Source organism: Celeribacter neptunius (genome assembly GCF_900113955.1).
In the GTDB taxonomy this organism is placed as follows: Bacteria; Pseudomonadota; Alphaproteobacteria; order Rhodobacterales; family Rhodobacteraceae; genus Celeribacter; species Celeribacter neptunius.
Window position 1 is genome coordinate 1046179 of sequence record NZ_FORH01000001.1, and the last position, 15361, is coordinate 1061539.

Here is a 15361-nt window from a genome sequence, read left to right on the forward strand (position 1 = left end):
GCCGGCCCTCAAGGCCGGCTTTTCCGAATGTCATATCCGGCGCAGGATCAACCGTCCCCGGGCCCCTGCCCGGCGCGTGATCTCGCCGCGTTCAGGGCTCAATGCGCCAGAGCGCCCTGGCTTTCGCCGCTGCCGGAGAGTTTCGCCAGACGCGCGGCCTCCTCGGCCGCCTCGTCCCATTCCACCGGCTCCGGCTGACGCACCAGCGCGTGTTTCAGCACTTCGGAGACATGGGTGACAGGGATGATTTCCAGCCCTTCCTTGACGTTGTCCGGGATCTCCGCGAGATCCTTGACGTTTTCCTCGGGGATCAGAACCGTCTTGATGCCGCCACGAAGCGCTGCGAGGAGTTTCTCCTTCAGCCCGCCGATGGCGGTGGCATTGCCGCGCAGGGACACTTCGCCGGTCATGGCGATATCTTTGCGCACCGGGATCTGGGTCAAAACCGAAACGATGGTGGTGACCATGGCGAGACCGGCCGAGGGGCCGTCTTTCGGCGTTGCGCCATCGGGCACGTGGACGTGGATGTCCATCGTGTCAAACAGCGGCGGTTTCACCCCGATCGAGGGCGCAATCGAGCGCACATAGGAGCTTGCCGCGTCGATCGACTCTTTCATCACATCGCCGAGCTTGCCGGTGGTCTTCATCCGCCCCTTGCCGGGGAGTTTCAGCGCCTCGATCTGCAACAGATCGCCGCCAACGGAGGTATAGGCCAGCCCGGTGACAACCCCGATCTGATCCTCTTTCTCGGCCAGACCATAGCGGAATTTCTTCACGCCCAGGAAGTCTTCGAGATTGGCCGGCGTCACCGCGACGCTTTCCACCTCTTTCTTGACCAGTTTGGTCACCGCCTTGCGGGCGATCTTGGCAAACTCGCGCTCGAGATTCCGCACCCCGGCCTCGCGGGTGTAATAGCGGATCACATCCATGATCGCCGCGTCAGAGACCGAGAATTCCTTGGCCTTGAGGCCGTGGTTCTTGATCTGCTTCGGCAGCAAATGCTGTTTCGCGATCTCGGATTTCTCCTCTTCGGTATACCCCGAAAGCGGAATGATCTCCATCCGGTCGAGAAGCGGCCCCGGCATGTTGTAGCTGTTCGAGGTGGTCAGGAACATCACGTTGGAGAGATCGTATTCGACCTCCATATAGTGGTCCACGAAGGTGGAGTTCTGTTCCGGATCAAGCACTTCGAGCATCGCCGACGCCGGATCGCCACGGAAATCCTGACCCATCTTGTCGATCTCGTCCAAGAGGATCAGCGGGTTCGTGGTCTTGGCCTTTTTCAACGCCTGGATGATCTTGCCCGGCATGGAGCCAATGTAGGTCCGGCGGTGACCGCGGATCTCGGACTCGTCGCGCACACCGCCCAAGGAGATGCGAATGAACTCGCGCCCCGTGGCCTTGGCGACAGATTTGCCGAGAGAGGTCTTACCGACGCCCGGCGGGCCGACGAGGCACATGATCGGGCCTTTCAGCTTCTGCGAGCGTTGCTGCACCGCGAGATATTCGACGATGCGTTCCTTGACCTTCTCAAGCCCGTAGTGATCGGTATCGAGGATCTCCTCGGCTCGGCTCAGATCCTTTTTCACCCGCGACTTGGTGCCCCACGGAATGGACAGCATCCAGTCGAGGTAGTTGCGCACCACCGTGGCCTCGGCCGACATCGGCGACATGTTCTTGAGCTTCTTGAGCTCGCCAAGCGCCTTTTCCTCGGCCTCTTTCGACAGCTTGGTCTCGGCGATCTTTTCCTCGAGCTCGGCAATTTCGCCTTCGCCCTCTTCGCCGTCGCCCAGCTCCTTCTGAATGGCTTTCATCTGCTCATTCAGATAATATTCGCGCTGGGTGCGCTCCATCTGGCTCTTGACCCGGGTCTTGATCTTCTTCTCGACCTGCAAGACGGACATTTCGCCCTGCATCAAGCCATAGACAGCCTCGAGACGTTCATCGACCCCCAGGGTTTCGAGCAGTTTCTGCTTCTGCTCCACCTCGACGCCCAGATGACCGGCGACGAGATCGGCGAGTTTCGCCGGTTCACGGGTCTCGGAGACGGCGACCAGCGCCTCTTCCGGGATGTTCTTTTTGACCTTGGCGTAGCTTTCGAACTCTTCGCGCACCGAACGCAGGAGCGCCACCACGGCCTCGGCATCGCCTTCGACCTCGTCGAGCGGCACGACCTCGGCCTCGAAATAGGCGTCGTTTTCGCGGAACGCTTCAAGCCGCACCCGGCGCTCGCCCTCGACCAGCACTTTCACCGTGCCATCGGGCAGTTTCAGAAGTTGCAGCACATTGGCGAGAACGCCAACGCGGTAAATCCCGTCTTCGGTCGGGTCGTCCACCGCCGGATCGATCTGCGCCGAAAGCAGGATCTGCTTGTCTTGCGACATCACCTCTTCGAGCGCTTTGACCGATTTTTCACGGCCGACGAACAGCGGCACGACCATGTGGGGGAAGACCACGATGTCGCGCAGCGGCAGGACGGGATAGGATTGGAGTTGCTCGTGCATTTTCATTCCTCGTATTGGCAAAAGAGCCCGGCCCCGCTCGGCGGCAGCCTCCGCTCTTTCCTGTCTTGACCCTATATCTGGGGGCCTGTCCCCGTGATTTCAACCAAGTCAAGTTTCGGCTTGCCGGGTAGTCTGCCCCTCATGGCGCGGCGCCGCAAGGGCGGATTTGCCTCGGTTTGCGCGGGATTTCACCGCGCGGAAACCAGATTTCATCTTGTGCCGGAGCCCGATGTGCCGCGGGGTGGGAAAAACCAAAGAAATTCAGACCGGTCCGGTGCCAGTCTCGCTCAGGCGCCGCGCTCTGGGCGCGACCGCCCGTTTTCCAGGCATCTTTTCGGGCATCGCGGTTATCCACAGGCAGCGTCCTGAAATCCGGTGCAAGGCCCGGAAGAAAAGGCTTGGCAGAATCGTGCCACCACGTGCCACCATGAGATCTCCCGCCACACCGCGATGGACGAGGTTATTCGGCGCTCGTCCCTGTCCCGGTCGCCGGGGTCAGATAGCCGGTGCCGATCACCTCCGAGTGCCCCCAATCGCCCGGATAATCGATCCTGAACAGCATCAGGACCCGATCCGTGAAATAGGGGATCAGCGTGACATCGCCCGAGAGCCCTGCCCCAGCTAGGAAACCGGCGCGGAGCTGCGGCAGGTCCTCGGGGCCACAGCGCGTCTCGGACAGCGCATCGGCGATCCACGCGGCCTCGGTGGTCGCCAGAAGATCGTCCACCTGATCGACATCATAGCCGGTTTCCGTGGGCGCGAGCTGCACCGGGACCCCGATCAACTCATCGAGAAAGGCGTTGAGGAATGATCCATCCGCCTCGATCAGGGCCCAGTCGCCCTCGATCTCGCGCAGGGTGGAGATCGTTTCGGCTTCAACCTGCACCGAGAGCGCGCTGTCCCATTCACCGGCGATTTCGGCAAGGATTGCGGCGGCATCGCGACGCCCGCAGAGGCTCTCGCCTGTCAGCACGGGGCCTGCAAACATGGAACCAACGAACATGGGGCCAACAGACACAGATCCGGCGAGAAGGCACAGGGCAACAGGGCCAAAGCACCGTTTCAGCATCAGATCGGCTCGATATCGCCCAGGGCCCGCGTGGCGTGGAACTCTGCCTCCCAGGCCGCAAACCCGCCTTCCGCGATGGCGTCGCGCATGCCTTGCATGATTTCCTGAAAATAATGCAAGTTGTGCCAGGTCAGCAGCATCGAGGAGATGATCTCCTGCGAGCGGAAGACATGGTGCAGATAGGCACGGGAATAGTTTGAGCAGGCCGGGCATGTGCAATGCTCATCCAGGGGCCGCGGATCGTCGGCGTGGCGGGCGTTCTTGATATTGACCTGACCTCTGCGGGTCCAGGCCTGACCGGTGCGGCCGGAGCGCGAGGGCAGAACACAATCCATCATGTCGACGCCGCGTTTCACCGCGCCGACGATGTCATCGGGCTTGCCCACGCCCATCAGGTAGCGCGGCCTGTCCGTGGGCAGCATGTCGGGGGCAAAATCCAGCGCGCCGAACATCGCCTCCTGCCCCTCGCCCACGGCAAGCCCACCGATCGCGTAGCCGTCGAACCCGATCTCTTTCAGCGCCTCGGCGCTTTCCGCGCGGAAATCCTGTTCCAGCCCGCCTTGCTGAATGCCGAAAAGCGCGTGCCCCGGACGGTCGCCAAAGGCCTCTTTCGAGCGGGCCGCCCACCGCATCGACAGCCGCATGCTCTCGGCGATCCGGTCGCGGTCGGCCGGCAATGCCGGGCATTCGTCGAAACACATGACGATGTCGGAGCCCAGAAGTTTCTGGATCTCCATCGAGCGTTCCGGGGTCAGCTCGTGTTTCGAGCCATCGATATGGGAGCGGAAGGTCACGCCCTTTTCGGTCAGCTTGCGCAGATCCGAGAGGCTCATCACCTGAAACCCGCCGCTGTCCGTGAGGATCGGCCGCTCCCAGTTCATGAACTTGTGCAACCCGCCCAGATTGGCGATGCGCTCGGCGGTCGGGCGCAGCATCAAATGATAGGTGTTGCCCAGGAGGATATCGGCGCCGGTGGCGCGCACGCTTTCGGGCATCATTGCCTTGACGGTTGCCGCCGTGCCCACCGGCATGAAGGCCGGCGTGCGGATCTCGCCGCGCGGGGTGGAGATCACCCCGGTGCGGGCCTTGCCGTCGGTGGCATGGAGGGAAAATGAGAATCGTTGGGTCTGGGCGTCTTGTGTCATGCGCCGGATTTAGCCCGAAACGCGCGCCGGGGCCAGAGAGAGAGCTGAGAGCGGGCCGAGGGGGAACGGCAGAGCGGCGTCGAATGTCGCAAGGGAGCCCGTTGGCGACATTGGGAGCTGTCGCGCAACCGCCCGGAACAGCCACGAAGTGGCCCGGGCGTGCGCCGGACCGTCCCGGCGGTCAGGCGCACGCCCTCACGTCAGTCCGGTGACCAATATCCACTTCGTCCCGCAAAGCAGATGTCGCACCCTTCCCCAAAAGTGCGGAACCCGCCCCTTCCGGGACGGGTTCGCATGTCAGGATCGCGCGGAAATCACTCCGCCGCTTCGATCGTTGCCTTGGCATCTTCGGGGATCGCCAGAGACAGGATGATCGCCGACAGGCCCGCGATGGTGATCGGCGCCGCGAAGACCTGCTTGAGGAAGGTCGGCAGGTTCTGGGTCGCGTCCGGCACCAGCGTCACGCCGAGCGCCAGACCAAAGGACACGGCCATGATATAGACCCGGCGCAGGGTGATTTCCTCCGCAGAGAGAATGCGGATACCGGCCACGGCGATGGTCGAGAACAGCACCAGCGTGGCGCCGCCCAGAACCGGCTTCGGAATGATCAGAAAGAAGGTGCCGATCACCGGGAACAGCCCGAGAATGACCAGAAAGCCCCCCATGTACATCCCCACATGCCGTGAGGCGACGCCGGTCATCTGAATGACGCCGTTGTTCTGCGAAAATGTCGTGTTCGGGAAGGTGTTGAAAATCGCCGCCAGCGCCGAGTTGACGCCATCGCCCAGCACACCGCCCTTGATCCGTTTCATGTAGAGCGGGCCTTCGACCGGCTGGCCGGAGATCACCGAGTTTGCAGTCAGGTCCCCCGAGGTCTCGATCGCTGTGACGAGATAGAGAAAGGCCAGCGGAATGAAGAGGCCGAAATCAAAATCAAAACCGTATTTGAACGGGATCGGCATGGCAAAGAGCTGCGCCGATTTCAACAGACCGAAGTTCACCAAGCCAAAGAAGCTCGCCACAATCGTGCCGACGATCAGCCCGATCATGATGGCGGAGATCCGGAGCATCGGCTTGCCGATGAAGGTCATCACCAGAATGATCGCCACCACCAGCGTGCCCAGGAGCAGATAGAGCGGCTTGCCGAGATCTTCGCCCGCCATGGCACCGCCGGCAAAATCGGTAAAACCGGCCTTGATCAGCGACAGCCCGATCACGGTGATGACGATGCCGGTGACCGTGGGGGTGATGATGCGTTGCAGCTTGTCCAGAAATTGCGACAGGATGATCTCGACCAGCGAGCCGACGAGGCACAGCCCGAAAATCATCGCGAGGATATCTTCCGGCGTGCCGCCGCGCCCCTTGACCGCGAAGCCTGCAGCGAGAATGGCGCCGAGGAACGCAAAAGACGTCCCTTGCAAAGACAACAGCCCGGAGCCCACCGGGCCGATGGTCTTGCATTGAATGAAGGTCGCCACGCCAGAGACGAAAAACGCCATGGCGATCAGGTAAGGGGTGTATTCCCCCAGCCCAAGCGCCCCGCCGATGATCAGCGACGGCGTGGCAATCCCGACGATCGAGGCCAAGACGTGCTGTACCGCGGCCAGCGCCGCCTTGGGCGGTGGCGGCACATCGTCGAGCTTATAGACCAAAGGCATGAATTCTTGCTGGCTCATCTTCTGATTTCCCGTAAAATTATTCCTGCCCCGAGCCTGCGCCGGGGGCCTCTGTAACGAAAGCGTTACAAAGCCCGGTCTCGGGAGACAGCGCGAATGGTGCGGGATTTGCGCAAGAAACGGGCATGTTTGCGGCAATCTGCACAAGCGCGCCCCGTTCTGAGGTCCCGTTAGAGCCTATGGGGCGTGGCGCCAACGAAGGCGAACCTTGAGCCCTGTGGGGGCATTCGCCTGTCGGCGCGGAACAAGGCGAAGCCGCCGCGCCTGCGGTCATGCTGAAAGCGTGCCTAAGGCATGACCTGTCCCCGCAGGCTGGCGCATTTCACTGGCGCGCAAGAGATTGAACTTCCACGGGCTTGGCTGAGATAAAGCGTAGACCTCTTAGGTCAAAGCGCCATCCCACAGGCAGGCGTGTCACCGCCCCGGTTTCACCAGCCGAACGCCCGCTCAGTCCGTAACGCAGACGTGCCGGGGTTCCCTCGCTCAGCCTTTCGTCACATCGTGATCGTAGAGCCAGGAGAACCGTTCCACCGCCTGTTTCGGCGCGATCTGACCGGCGAGACGCAGCGCCGCATGACCGAGGAAGCGTTTCGCCCCGCTCATGTGATAATTCCGGGCATTGGCGTTGGCGGCATCGATGACCCGCACGACGCGGGATCGCCGCTTGGCCTGATAGGCCGGCAGGGCCTGTTCAAGCGGCAGGGTCCCCAGACAATCCGCCAGCACCCAGGCATCTTCCAGCGCCATATTGGCGCCCTGGGCCAGGAACGGCAGGGTCGGATGCGCCGCATCGCCCAGAAGCGCGGTGCGGTCCGAATGCCAGCGCAATGCCACCGGATGGCGGAACAGCCCCCAGCGCGAGACCTCCTCGACCCGGCTCAGAAGCGCTTTCACCCCCGGGCCGAAATTGGCGAAATTGCGCATCATCTCGGCCGGATCGCCCGTATGATGCCAGCCTTCTTCGACCCAGTCCTCGCACTCTTCGACGGCAACGATATTGATCAGGCTGCCCTTTCTCAGCGGATAGCTCACGACGTGACGGCCCGCCGCCATATGCACCATCGCCACCGGGTCCTCATTGCCAAGCGCCGGCACCGTGGCGCGCCAGGCGGTCTGGCCGGTAAAGAACGGCTTCGCCGGCCCGTTGAGCATTGGCCGCAGCTTGGAATGGAGCCCGTCGGCGCCGATCACCACGGCGTGGCGCGCCTCTGCACGCCCCCCTGCGCCATCGGCAAATGTCAGGCTCACCCCGTCCGGATCGCCATGGATCTCCGCAACCGTATGGGACAGGCGGATCTCGACACCGGCCTCACGCGCGCCGTCTTCCAGAAGCGCGATCAGGTCGGCGCGATGCATCAACAGGAAATCATCATCGGGCCGCGCCACGGTAAAATCGAGATGCAGCACCTCGCGCCCCATATAGCCGTCCATCAGCCGCACGCCCTCGGAGCGCACCGATTTCGAGACCGCATCGAGCCCGAGAGCTTTCAGCACCCGCGCGCCGTTGGGCGTGATCTGCAGGCCCGCGCCCACCTCGGTGATCTCGGGCGCCTGCTCATAGACGGTGACCTTGGCGCCCCTGAGCGCCAATGCCCGCGACACGGCCAACCCGGCCACACCTGCGCCCAAGACCGCGATATCCTGACCGATCAACATAGCATAGCGCTCCCTTTTTCGTTTCTCGTCCCCCGATGTCGCGACTGTAACCGTGCCTGAAATAAAAAACACCGGGAGATCTCCCGGTGTCTGTCATATTTTTGCACAAAGCTCACGGGCACAAATTGCCGCGAGAAACCATGTCGCAGCGGGATTTGGCGCATTTCGGAAATGACGCCTGCCGCGCCATGACCGCATCAGGCAATCATGGCAGCAACATTCATCCGCCGCAGGTCTCAGTCGTCGCGATGGACCTTTTCGCGGCGTTCGTGGCGCTCCTGGGCTTCGAGCGTCATGGTGGCGATCGGACGCGCGTCGAGACGTTTCAGCGAAATCGGTTCGCCGGTCACTTCGCAATAGCCGTATTCGCCCTCGTCGATCCGGCGCAGGGCGGATTCGATCTTGGTCACCAGCTTGCGCTGCCGGTCGCGGGTGCGCAGCTCGAGCGCCCGGTCGGTTTCCTCGGAGGCGCGGTCGGTGATGTCGGGAATATTGCGGGTGCTGTCCTGCAGCCCCTCGATGGTGTGGCGGCTCTCGTCCAGCAGTTCCGCCTTCCAGGCCAAAAGCTTGCGACGAAAATATTCGAGCTGACGCTCATTCATGAATGGTTCGTCCTCGGCGGGACGATAATCATCAGGCAGAAAAACCTCAGCCTTCATAGTGCTCACCTCTGTCGTGGTCGCGCCTGCGGCAGAATTTTGAATGTTGTCAGCCATAAGGCACCCTCCAATTGCGGCTCGTTTACCCCTTTTGCCCCGGGATGTCACGTCACAATCTCGGCTCCCTTGCACCTTTCCTGCCCCGCGCTATGATCTCCGGCAATCCCAGCCGACATAAGGTCCGTGCCCGATGAAATTCACCTCCACCGAGAGCTATGTCGCCCCTGCGGATCTCTCCGTCGCGGTCAATGCCGCGATCGCTCTGGAACGGCCCCTGCTTGTGAAGGGCGAGCCCGGCACCGGCAAGACCGAACTGGCCCGACAAGTGGCCGCCTCGCTCGGGCTCACGATGATCGAGTGGAATATCAAATCCACCACCCGCGCCCAGCAAGGGCTCTATGAATACGATGCGGTCTCGCGGCTCCGGGACAGCCAGCTGGGCGATCCCCGGGTCGAGGACGTCGGCCATTATATCAAAAAAGGCAAACTTTGGCAGGCGTTCGAAGCGCCCGAAAAAGTCGTGCTTCTGATCGATGAGATCGACAAGGCCGATATCGAGTTTCCGAATGATCTGTTGCAGGAGCTCGACAAGATGGCCTTCCATGTCTACGAGACCGGTGAAACCGTCGCCGCGTACCAGCGCCCGGTGGTGATCATCACCTCGAACAACGAAAAGGAATTGCCCGACGCCTTCCTGCGTCGCTGCTTCTTCCATTACATCCGTTTCCCGGACATGGAGACGATGAAACAGATCGTCGAGGTGCATTTCCCGGGGCTGAAAGCCGAGCTCCTGAGCGCCGCGCTGACGCAGTTCTACGAGATCCGCGACACCCAGGGGCTGAAAAAGAAACCCTCGACCTCGGAAGTGCTCGACTGGCTGAAACTCCTCCTGGCCGAAGATCTGTCGCCCGAGGACCTCAAGCGTGACGGGATCAATGCCCTGCCGAAACTCCACGGCGCACTTTTGAAGAACGAACAGGACGTGGCCCTGTTCGAACGCTTGGCATTTCTGGCCCGCGGACAGCGCCGGTAGCGGCGCGGCCCCGCCGGCGGCTTACTCGGCCTTGGTCTCGGCAGCTTTCGTGGCGGCTTTGGTGGCGCGCGGCTTTTTCGCAGCGGGCTTTTTCGCCGCCGGCTTCTTGGCTGCGGTGGTTTTCGGCGCGGCCGCCTTGGTCGCCGCCGGTTTTGCCGCAGTTTTCGCCGGAGCTTTGGTGGCAGCCTTCTTGCGCGGGGCGCGCTTCGGTTTCGGCGGGCTCAGGGCCTCCACCGCCATATGCCAATGCGCCTCGTCACGGCCTTCCGGCTGGCCCTCTTCAAGCCAGAGGTAATAGGCCGCTTCCTGGATCTTGGTGTCTTCAACTGTCGTCTGGGTCATTCTCAACTCGCTGTCAGTCTCAAATTTCTGAACGGGATGATCGTTACTGCGGGTACTATTCCCTCTCAAATCTAACATTCGGGTGAATTCAAGCGCGAAGAAATCCGCAGTGTCCCACGGTTCGGCAGGCGTTCGCGCCGATCAGTCCGATTTTTCGCGTATTTTTTGAGCGCATCTGCGGAAAATTCGGCGAGAAAATTCAGGCACGGGCTTGCACATCCTGTCTCGGCTGCGCCAGAAGGTTAACGAAACCCCGTTCAATCCCCATTAAATCCCGGTCACAGGCTCTCTCATGTCCAGCGCGCACTCCACCTCTCCTGCCCTCACCATCCGCCCCCTCAGAGCCGAAGACCGCCCCGAATGGCAGGCGCTCTGGCAGGCCTATCTCACCTTCTACGAGAGCAGCCTGCCACCGGAGATCTATGAGGCGACATTTGCCCGCAATGTCGATCCCGAGGCCAAGGAACGCGGGGCATTCGTCGCCGAGCGCGACGGCGCGCTGATCGGTCTCGTGCATTACATTTTCCACGCCCATAACTGGCATATCGAAGATGTCTGTTATTTGCAGGATCTCTACGTCTCCGAAGCGGCGCGGGGCACCGGCGCCGGGCGCGCGCTGATCGAAGCGGTGTACCGGCGCGCCGATGAGAATGGCACGCCGACGGTCTACTGGACGACCCAGGAGTTCAATGAAACCGCGCGCAAGCTCTACGATCGGATCGGCAAGCTGACGCCCTTCATCAAATATCAGCGTCCCTGACCGGACCGCGCTGCCCCGCGCCGAGCGCAACAGCGCAGATCAGCCGACAAGTTCCACCGCCACGGCCGTCGCCTCGCCACCGCCGATACAGAGGCTGGCAATGCCGCGCCTGCCACCGCGGGCGCGCAGCGCGTGGATCAGGGTGACGAGGATGCGCGCGCCGGTGGCGCCGATCGGATGGCCGAGCGCACAGGCGCCCCCGTTGACATTGAGCCGGTCGCGCGCAATGCCCAGTTCCTTCGCCGCCGCCATGGCGACCACGGCAAAGGCCTCGTTGATCTCGAACAGATCGACATCTCCGACCGTCCAGCCCACTTGGCTGAGCAGTTTCTCAATCGCCGGGATCGGCGCGGTGGTGAACCATTCGGGCTCTTGCGCATGCGTCCTGTGGCCGAGAATGCGGGCCAGGACCGGCAGTCCCTCTGCCTCGGCTGTCGATTTTGCACAGAGCACCAGTGCCGCCGCGCCATCGGCATTGGCCGAAGAACTCGCGGCGGTGATCGTCCCGCCTTCGCCAAAGGCGCTGCGCAGGGTCGGGATCTTTTCCGGCGCGATCTGCGGCGGGCGCTCGTCATGGCTGACCACGACCTCGCCCTTGCGGGTCTTTACGCTCACCGGCGCGCATTCCGCCTCGAACGCCCCGCCGCCCACCGCCGCCTGGGCGCGCTCGAGCGTCTCGATGGCATAGGCATCCTGTTCCGCCCGGCTGAAGCCGTAGCGCGCCGCCGTGGCCTCGCCGAACTCGCCCATGGGCCTGCCGCGCTGATAGGCATCCTCGAGCCCGTCCATCATCATGTGATCGATCACTTCGGAACTGCCGGCCTTGCGCCCCTTGCGCATCTCCTTGAGCAGGAACGGCGCGCCGGACATCACCTCCATGCCGCCGGCCACGACGATCTTCGCGCTGCCGGCCCGGATCAGATCATGGCCCAGCATCACCGCTTTCATGCCGGACCCGCAGACCTTGTTGATCGTGGTGGCGCCGGTGGCATCGATGAGCCCTGCCCCACGCGCCGCCTGACGTGCCGGCGCCTGACCGAGCCCGGCCGGCAGGACGCAGCCCATCAACACCTCAGAGACCTGATCCATGCTCAGCCCGGCGTCGCCAAGTGCTGCGCGGATCGCCACCGCGCCCAGCTCGGGCGTCGGCATATCGGCCAGAGCCCCCATGAAGGCGCCGAGCGGGGTGCGGCGGGCGGCGGCAATGACGATCGGGTCGAACGGGCTGTCGGTCATGATGAAGATCCTCCTGAATTTTCATTTAGATTATGATCGTCATCATTGTTGTCAACATTTAGATTGTGATGATAATCTAACGAAAGCCATCACGACATCAGAAGCGGGATCAGATCATGCGCATGAGCCGGGCCGAGGCCGCCGAAAACCGGAAGAAGGTCGTCCAGACCGCCAGCGAGCTGTTTCGCGAGCAAGGCTATGACGGCATTGGCATCGCCGGGCTGATGGCCGCCGCCGGGCTGACCCATGGCGGGTTTTACAAGAAATTCGCCAGCAAGGAGGCGCTGATCACCGAGGCGACCGCCGCCGGGCTGGCGGAAAATGCCGTGGCCTGGCAGACGGTCCTGGATCGCGCGGGAGACGAACCGCTCGCGGATTTTTCCCGTTGGTATCTGTCAGAAGATCACATCACCCACCGGGACAAGGGCTGTACCTATGCGACGCTGGCCTGCGAGGCGCCACGGCACGGGCCGGACTTGCGCCAGGCTTTCGAGGACGGGCTGAAAACGAGTGTCGATCAGCTCTCCGGTGCCAGCGGGATGTCGCAGGCGGAGGCGATCCGCGAGATGTCCCGCTTGATCGGCGCCCTGATCCTCGCCCGCGCGGTCGAGGACCCGGCGCTTGCGGAACAGATCGTCTCCGCCAATCTGGAGAGGAAGACCCAGCGGTAAGGCTCGAAGAGGCCATTGGGGACATTCGCCATCCAGCTCAAGCCGTGACAAGCCTGCCCGTGGGGTGGCGCTCTGAGAATTGTACGATGCGGTTTATGGTGCAAAAGACATCCACGATCTGAGGTCTTTGCGCGGATGACAATGCGCCTCCCCGCCGGGACGGGCAGGCGCAGGCGCGGCGGCCTTCGGCCTTGTTCCGCGCCGAAAGCGAATGTCCCGTCCGTCCCGCAAAGCGGCGCTCCAGCCGGCGCGACAAACCGTGCCCGGCTCAGGCCGTGCCGTAAAGCTCCTGCGCCCGGCGCTCGAACGCCCGGACGATCCGGTGCATGGCATCGTTGAACACCACACCGATCACCCCCTGCAGAATGGCATTCTTGAACTCGAAATCGACGAAGAACTCGACATCGCAGCCGCCGTCCTCGGCCGGGTGAAAGATCCACCAGCTTTTCATGTAGCGAAACGGCCCGTCGAGATATTCGGTGTCGATCCGGCGCTCAGCGGGAAACAGCTTCACGCGTGAGCCGAATTTTTCCCGGAACACTTTGAAAGAGATGACAAGATCGGCGAGCATCAGCTCGTGATCGCCCATATCACTACGGCTTCTGATCCGTGCCGCGGCGTTCCACGGCAGGAATTTCGGATAGCTCTCGACATCCGCGACGAGCGCGTACATCTGATCGGCACTATAGGGGAGATGTTTTGTTTCCTGATGCGTCGGCATGGTCACTGGTTTTCTTTGCTCAGACTGATATGTCTATGGCCGGGGCGGAAAATGCAAGGGGACAAAAGGAACCACCATGCCAGAGCGGCCATATCACATCGAGGTCATGATTTCAGCCAAGGCGATCGCCGCCCGGATCGAGGCGCTCTCCAAAGAGATTCGCCGGGCCTATAAGGACACCGACAAGTTGGTGGTGGTCGGGTTGTTGCGCGGCTCTTTCGTTTTCATCGCCGATCTGGTGCGCGAGCTCGAGATGAATGTCGAGGTCGATTTTCTCGAAGCCTCTTCCTATGGCAATGCCACCGAAAGCTCGCGCGAGGTGAAGATCCTCAAGGATCTGCGCGGCCCGATCGAAGGCCGCGACGTGCTGGTGGTCGAGGATATCGTCGACACCGGCCATACGCTCTCGGCGGTGCTCAAACTTTTGAAATCGCGCAATCCGCGCAAGCTCGAGACCATCGCGCTTCTCGACAAGCCGGCGCGGCGCGAGGTCGATCTCAAGGCGACCTGGACCGGGTTCGAGATCCCCGACGCGTTTGTCGTCGGCTATGGCATCGATTTCGCCCAGGCCAATCGCAACCTGCCCTACATCGGCTCCGTCGTGTTCGAAGATGAGGCGAAAGGGTCCGAGGCGTGAACGAGCTGCGCTGGATGCTGCGCGCCAAACGCTGGGCGCAAAATCCGCCCTCGGCCAAACGGGTCAAATTCGTCTTTGCCGTCATCGCCATCTGCATCGGCCTCTATGCCGTGGAAAAGACCGTCGGCCTGCCGGATTAGATGGAGGTCAACGGCTCGACAAAGGTAAAGGCGCGCCACATCTCCCCCTGATATGACGCGCCACCCTCCCCTTGCTGGTCCCCTTCCGCCCCTCAGGCGGCCACGCCCAGCAAATGCGGTTCCTGTGCCGCCAGCGCCGCGGCGATGCGTTTGCGTGCCTGTCTCAGCCGCGGGGCATCCGCCAGATCGGCATGCGATGCGACGAAAATCGGCATCGACGGCAATTCGATCAGCGGCTCGAGCTTCACCAGATCGGGCGAGCTGTTGCCCAGGAAGGTCGGCAGGAGCACCCGGCCCATGCCCTCCTCGGCCAGCGCCTTGAGCGACATGAAACTGTCGGAGGCGGCGGTGAATCGAACTTTGCGCCGCTCCAATTCCTCGCGCAGCTTATGCGCCGCATGCGAGCGCCCGATGGCACCGGTGAGACCGAGCCAGCGGTCTTCCGGAATTTCATGGGAACGGGCGTAGAAGCCAAAGCGCATCTGTGCCGCCACCTCGCCCACCAGATCGTCGGGCAGCTTGTAGGTCGGGCGCACGGTGACATCGGCCTGCAACCGCGCCAGATCGACATGGAGATTGGAGGAGATCAGCTCAAACGAGAGATCGCGTTCGCGGGCCGAAAGATGCGCCAGGATCTTTGGCAGCATATAGGCACAAAGCGTATCGGTGGAGGTGACGCGGATCACGCCCGCGAGCGCGGTATCGCCGACCTGTGCCAGACGCTCCACCGCCCCCACCGCGGCCTCGACCTCGCGCGCCGCCTCGATCAGTCGCAGCTTTTCGGGCGCAATCTCATAGCCGCGCACCGATTTCTCGAACAGCTCGACGCCGAGCCGCGCCTCGATCGCCGCCACGCGCCTGAGCACCGTGGCATGGTTCACTCCCAGCTCGCGTGCCGCCCCGGACACCGAACCGGAGCGCGCCACAGCCAGGACGAAGCGATAATCGTCCCAATTTGGCCTGTGCAACATTTCGAGACCTCCCTCTCGTCGATGTGCTGATCTTAGCACAGGGGTTTGCCGCTTCGCTTTGAGGGAGATCACGCACGAGACAGAGCCCTGAAATGATCGAAACCCTGTTCTCGGCCCGTGGCTGACTCGTGGCTAGCCCGT

15 protein-coding genes are annotated in these 15361 nt (G+C 62.5%); 5 read left to right on the forward strand and 10 right to left on the reverse strand.

Annotation, left to right across the window (positions count from 1 at the left end; genetic code table 11):
• Positions 1-98: 98 nt before the first annotated feature.
• From lon to dksA, 6 genes are all read right to left on the reverse strand, one after another.
• On the reverse strand, positions 99-2504 hold the full coding sequence (gene lon, locus BM151_RS05145; protein WP_090058485.1) for an endopeptidase La: 2406 nt from the start codon (positions 2502-2504) through the stop codon (positions 99-101).
• Between the two features lie 460 nt (positions 2505-2964).
• Positions 2965-3492 carry a hypothetical protein gene (locus BM151_RS05150; RefSeq protein WP_143093045.1) on the reverse strand — a complete coding sequence of 176 codons (528 nt, stop codon included), beginning with the start codon at positions 3490-3492 and terminating at the stop codon, positions 2965-2967.
• 80 nt (positions 3493-3572) lie between these two features.
• The gene (gene tgt / locus BM151_RS05155; RefSeq protein WP_090058490.1) at positions 3573-4718 is read right to left on the reverse strand and encodes a tRNA guanosine(34) transglycosylase Tgt; all 1146 of its coding nucleotides are present in this window, start codon (positions 4716-4718) and stop codon (positions 3573-3575) included.
• A gap of 314 nt (positions 4719-5032) precedes the next feature.
• A complete protein-coding gene (locus BM151_RS05160; protein ID WP_090058493.1) occupies positions 5033-6394 on the reverse strand; it encodes a nucleobase:cation symporter-2 family protein in 1362 nt (453 codons plus the stop codon).
• Positions 6395-6877: 483 nt separating this feature from the next.
• Positions 6878-8050 (reverse strand): FAD-dependent monooxygenase, encoded by a 1173-nt coding sequence (locus tag BM151_RS05165; protein WP_090058495.1) that lies wholly within the window; start codon positions 8048-8050, stop codon positions 6878-6880.
• 236 nt (positions 8051-8286) lie between these two features.
• Positions 8287-8709, reverse strand: coding sequence for an RNA polymerase-binding protein DksA (gene dksA, locus BM151_RS05170; protein ID WP_090059209.1), 423 nt, complete (start codon positions 8707-8709; stop codon positions 8287-8289).
• Between the two features lie 190 nt (positions 8710-8899).
• Between dksA and BM151_RS05175 the strand changes: the two genes are divergently transcribed.
• Positions 8900-9742: an AAA family ATPase gene (locus BM151_RS05175; RefSeq protein WP_090058497.1), complete on the forward strand. Its 843-nt coding sequence runs from the start codon at positions 8900-8902 to the stop codon at positions 9740-9742.
• A 21-nt stretch (positions 9743-9763) separates the two neighbouring features.
• On the opposite strand, the gene BM151_RS05180 is transcribed toward BM151_RS05175, so the two are convergent.
• Positions 9764-10084: a DUF2934 domain-containing protein gene (locus BM151_RS05180; protein ID WP_090058499.1), complete on the reverse strand. Its 321-nt coding sequence runs from the start codon at positions 10082-10084 to the stop codon at positions 9764-9766.
• A 292-nt stretch (positions 10085-10376) separates the two neighbouring features.
• On the opposite strand from BM151_RS05180, the gene BM151_RS05185 reads away from it, so the two are divergent.
• The gene (locus BM151_RS05185) at positions 10377-10844 is read left to right on the forward strand and encodes a GNAT family N-acetyltransferase (protein WP_090058502.1); all 468 of its coding nucleotides are present in this window, start codon (positions 10377-10379) and stop codon (positions 10842-10844) included.
• Positions 10845-10883: 39 nt separating this feature from the next.
• Here BM151_RS05185 and BM151_RS05190 read toward each other — a convergent pair whose 3' ends face one another.
• The gene (locus tag BM151_RS05190) at positions 10884-12080 is read right to left on the reverse strand and encodes an acetyl-CoA C-acyltransferase (RefSeq protein WP_090058505.1); all 1197 of its coding nucleotides are present in this window, start codon (positions 12078-12080) and stop codon (positions 10884-10886) included.
• A 116-nt stretch (positions 12081-12196) separates the two neighbouring features.
• Between BM151_RS05190 and BM151_RS05195 the strand changes: the two genes are divergently transcribed.
• The gene (locus tag BM151_RS05195) at positions 12197-12751 is read left to right on the forward strand and encodes a TetR/AcrR family transcriptional regulator (RefSeq protein WP_090058508.1); all 555 of its coding nucleotides are present in this window, start codon (positions 12197-12199) and stop codon (positions 12749-12751) included.
• 268 nt (positions 12752-13019) lie between these two features.
• On the opposite strand, the gene BM151_RS05200 is transcribed toward BM151_RS05195, so the two are convergent.
• The gene (locus BM151_RS05200) at positions 13020-13472 is read right to left on the reverse strand and encodes a type II toxin-antitoxin system RatA family toxin (RefSeq protein ID WP_090058511.1); all 453 of its coding nucleotides are present in this window, start codon (positions 13470-13472) and stop codon (positions 13020-13022) included.
• A 76-nt stretch (positions 13473-13548) separates the two neighbouring features.
• Between BM151_RS05200 and hpt the strand changes: the two genes are divergently transcribed.
• Positions 13549-14109, forward strand: a complete 561-nt coding sequence (gene hpt, locus BM151_RS05205; RefSeq protein ID WP_090058514.1) for a hypoxanthine phosphoribosyltransferase — start codon at positions 13549-13551, stop codon at positions 14107-14109.
• Positions 14106-14249 (forward strand): hypothetical protein, encoded by a 144-nt coding sequence (locus BM151_RS21575; RefSeq protein WP_177213026.1) that lies wholly within the window; start codon positions 14106-14108, stop codon positions 14247-14249. Before hpt ends, BM151_RS21575 begins: the two co-directional genes overlap by 4 nt.
• A 92-nt stretch (positions 14250-14341) precedes the next feature.
• Here the strand turns inward: BM151_RS21575 and BM151_RS05210 are convergent, their stop codons facing one another.
• Positions 14342-15220, reverse strand: a complete 879-nt coding sequence (locus tag BM151_RS05210) for a LysR family transcriptional regulator (protein ID WP_090058515.1) — start codon at positions 15218-15220, stop codon at positions 14342-14344.
• Positions 15221-15361 lie beyond the last annotated feature (141 nt).